The sequence below is a fragment of the Actinomadura logoneensis genome, from assembly GCF_003428695.1.
Lineage (GTDB): Bacteria > Actinomycetota > Actinomycetes > Streptosporangiales > Streptosporangiaceae > Spirillospora > Spirillospora logoneensis.
Genome location: NZ_QURH01000742.1, coordinates 1 through 3,578, shown reverse-complemented (window position 1 = coordinate 3,578; position 3,578 = coordinate 1). Strand labels below are relative to the sequence as shown.

3 protein-coding genes are annotated in these 3,578 nt (G+C 72.7%); all 3 read left to right on the top strand.

Annotation, left to right across the window (positions count from 1 at the left end; all coding sequences use genetic code 11):
- Positions 1-496 precede the first annotated feature (496 nt).
- The 3 genes from DZF91_RS26550 to DZF91_RS26540 all read left to right on the top strand — a co-directional run bounded on the left by DZF91_RS26550 (position 497) and on the right by DZF91_RS26540 (position 3,452).
- A complete protein-coding gene (locus tag DZF91_RS26550; protein WP_117359908.1) occupies positions 497-1,696 on the top strand; it encodes a DUF6004 family protein in 1,200 nt (399 codons plus the stop codon).
- A gap of 239 nt (positions 1,697-1,935) precedes the next feature.
- Positions 1,936-2,811 carry a methyltransferase domain-containing protein gene (locus DZF91_RS26545; RefSeq protein ID WP_117359907.1) on the top strand — a complete coding sequence of 292 codons (876 nt, stop codon included), beginning with the start codon at positions 1,936-1,938 and terminating at the stop codon, positions 2,809-2,811.
- On the top strand, positions 2,808-3,452 hold the full coding sequence (locus DZF91_RS26540; RefSeq protein WP_235834586.1) for a YncE family protein: 645 nt from the start codon (positions 2,808-2,810) through the stop codon (positions 3,450-3,452). The genes DZF91_RS26545 and DZF91_RS26540 overlap by 4 nt, the downstream gene beginning before the upstream one ends.
- The last annotated feature ends 126 nt before the right edge of the window (positions 3,453-3,578 follow it).

Genomic DNA, 3,578 nt, shown 5'->3' with positions numbered 1-3,578 from the left:
GTTGTGGTTGAGCATCCTGGCCTCTTCCTGAGCCAGAACGACAACCCGCCGCGCGCGGTCGGTGAACCTCTCGAACATCTCGTGCATCCCATCGACGCGAGCACTGACGCCAGGTTTACTATCTGATTCTCAAGTTACTCGCGGAGGTGCCGCCCGCAAGGCGGCGGACCGGTGTTTCGCTGAGGGTGAGCGTCCCGGTCGGTCCGAAAGGGGGTCGTATGGCTCTGGAGAAACATCCCGCGGTGGACGCGGTTCACCCCGATGAGCTGGCAGATCAGGGTGGTGCGGCCGAGGCGCGTGAGGTGCGGGCCCGGCTGTCCGGGGAGCTCGGCGGACGTCGCCCCGCGGTTCCGGTGCGGCGCCGCCCCGGCACGGGTGGGCGGCGTGAGGGTTGACCAGTCACTACAAAAAGCTATAGTGACGTCCATCACGGGTTCTCGGGCTCGCGCGACCGGGACCCGCACGACGATCTCATCAGACGCTGGAGGTGTCTGGCTTGAGTTCTCTCCGTGAGACGTACGAGTCCCTCAACCTCGAGCCCAAGCCGATCCGGCCGCACATTCTCGCGGCGGCCACGGTCGTGTTCGGGGACGACTACTACGCGGGCCGCCGGGAGACCATCAACCTCTCGGGGTTCGTGCAGCTGAACAAGTGGCCGATGCCGGGCTTCGAGCACCGGGTCGACGACAAGGGCCACGCCGAGCTCGGCCTCGAGCTGATCAGCGCGCCCGAGGTCGGCATCAAGGGCTACAGCTACGAGCTGGACGACCGCATCCAGGTCCTGTCCAACCCGTTCCTGCCCAACACGGGCCACGTGCGGCAGATCGTGCCGGGCAAGAACTTCCCGGCCGAGTTCTACATCCGCCGCTTCGGCATCCTCGAGACGAGCACGCTGCGCCTGGCGCACCGCAACGTCATCGACATCTACGGCGTCGTGGACGGCATCCCGCCGTACAAGAAGCCGCTCACCGGCCCCTACCTGGGCTCGCCGCGAGGCGACGGCCCGTTCGACGTCGTCCAGGCGCCGAACGTGGTGCGCGGCACCACGCTCCCCGAGGCGTGGTACCCGGCGAACGACGAGAACGAGCCGGTCGGCATCACCCCCACGGTGTTCTTCGCCGAGAGCGCCGGACCGTGCATGTCGATGCTGGTCGACCCGTCCATGATCATGCAGGTCTCGCTGGAGGGCTCGGTCCGGATCGAGAAGGACGGCCGGACCGAGACCATCGACCTCGCGGGCGACTACCGCAAGGCCGCCGGCACCGAGATCCTGCTGTTCGGGCCGGAGAAGCACGACGGCGCGGGCGTGCTGGCGCAGATGGCCCGGGTCGCGGTGACCGGCCACAGCGACCTGCTCGGCGGCCGGGTCATGCTGCGGGCCAGCTGGCCGCGGCCGTCCGGCGGCACCCTCGGTGAAGGCACCGAGGACAGCCTCAGCCGCGTCCGCTACCCGGCCGACCTGCACATCGACGGCGAGTTCGAGCTCGTCACGCCGGAGGCCAACCTGTACGCGGCCAACGCCGTGCACGTCACCGGCAAGCTGTCCGACCTCGAGCCGACGGGCGCCGAGCTGGGCATGGTGGGCGCCGACGCGGCGCTCGTCGGCGAGTCCGGCGACGTCCGGGCGCGGCTGACCGGCCTGCGGCTCGTCATGCGCGACGCGCACGTCGGCGAGACGGCGGCGGTCAACATCTGACCCGTCCGGCCGCCGTGCCGAACGGCGGCCGGAGCCGGAACGGGCGGACGTCCCGGCGGCGAGCGGGTGCGTCCCTCCCGGGCCGATGGTGCCCGGGAGGGACACGCGTCCGCCCGTCGGCGGCGTCCGCGACGGCGGACGGCCGGCGTTCCCGGCCGTGTGACCGACTGCCCCTCCGGCCTCTGTATCCGTACCGCCCGGGAGCGTGCTTCCGGGCCATGCCCCGGGGAGGACCGTCCGTGGACCAGCGCCTCGTGCTCATGCACCAGGCCATGCTCGCCGACCGGCCCCGGCTGGACGCCTACGACCGGGCGCTGGCCGCGTCCGTCCGTGGCGGCGTGGTGGCCGACGTCGGCGCGGGCACCCTCGCGTTGTCGCTGCTGGCGCTGCGCCACGGCGCCGCCCACGTCTACGCGGTCGAGGCCGACCCCGAGACGGCCGCCATCGCCGCGGAGATCGCCGGACGCAACGGGCTGCGCGGGCGGCTGACGGTCGTGCGCGGCGACGCGCGGACCGTGCGGCTGCCCGAGCGGGCCGACGTGGTCGTCTCGGAGATGATGGGCAACCTCGGCCCCGAGGAGCAGATGATGGAGGTGCTCGGCGCGTTCAACGCCGCGAACCTCGCGCCGGGCGGACGGACCGTCCCGCACCGGCTGGTGACGCGGCTGGCGGCCGTCCAGTTCGACGGCGAGGGCTGGGGACTGTGGAACGGCGACTTCTACGGCTACAGCCTGGACGCCGTCCAGGAGGCCGCCGAACCCGCCGCGCAGCTGCACTTCTTCCAGCGTCCGCCGACGCTGCTGAGCCGCCCCGCGGCGGTGGCCGACCAGCGCCCCGGCGGCGCGTCCGGCGTGGCCGCCCGGCGGTCGCTGACCATCACCAGGCCCGGACGGCTGCACGCCGTCGTCGGGTACTTCACCGCGACCCTCGCCAAGGGGGTCACGCTGTCCAACCTGCCGTCCTATCCCGGCTGCAACTGGGCGGTGTGGGTGTGGCCGCTGCGGCACACGCCCGTGGCGGCGGGGGACATGCTCCGGGTCCGGCTCGTGCCGCCGCCGGACGTCCGCGACGTCGGCCGGTGGCGGCTGGAGTGCGGCCTGCGGAAGGGGAGATGACGATGCCGTTCGCGGCGGGCACGGTCCGGGACATCCCGGTGCGCGCCTTTAAGCTGTGCGGCCTGACCTGGACCGGGCAGGACCTGTGGTTCTCCGAGGCCGTCTCGAACCAGATCATGGCGCTGGACCCGGCGACCGGCGAGGTGCGGCACCGGGTGCCGTGCGCCGGCGTCCGCACCGACCTGACGACGCTGGACGGCGACCTGGTGCAGGTCGCCGGACCTGACCGGGACCTGCGGGTCCTCGACCGGCACGCGGGCGAGGTGCTGGGGGAGCGGCCGAACCCGCGCCCCGGCCACGTGCTGTGCGGGCTGGAGGCGACCCGGCACGGGCTGTGGCTCGGCTACGAGGACCTGCGCCAGATCGACCTGCGGGACCCGGACGACCTGCGGCTGCTGGCGTCCTACCAGGTCCGGCGGCCGGTCGCGGGCATCACCATGTCCGACGGCTTCCTCGTCTACTCCGACTACCGGGGCGCGACGATCAACCTCCTGGACCTGGCGCGCGGCGTCGAGGTGGCGTCGGTGTCGGTCGCCGGGAACCCGACCGGGATCGCCTGGGACGGCACCCGGATCTGGTACTGCGACTACACCACGCTGCAACTGCGGGCGATCGAGATTCCGGGGATCGCCGGTGGCTGACCTGCCCGGTGGACGGCGGACGGCCGATGCGCTGGCCCTCACCGGCCGGGCGGCGCGGGTGCTCGCGACGACCGCGCTCGTCGCGGCGGGCGCGTTGCCCGTCGCGGTCGCGCTGGCCGCGCTGCG

Bases quoted from the DNA above. Each gene is read 5' to 3' on its own strand.
- DZF91_RS26540 (WP_235834586.1), top strand. From the start codon at position 2,808: ATGACGATGCCGTTCGCGGCGGGCACGGTCCGGGACATCCCGGTGCGC.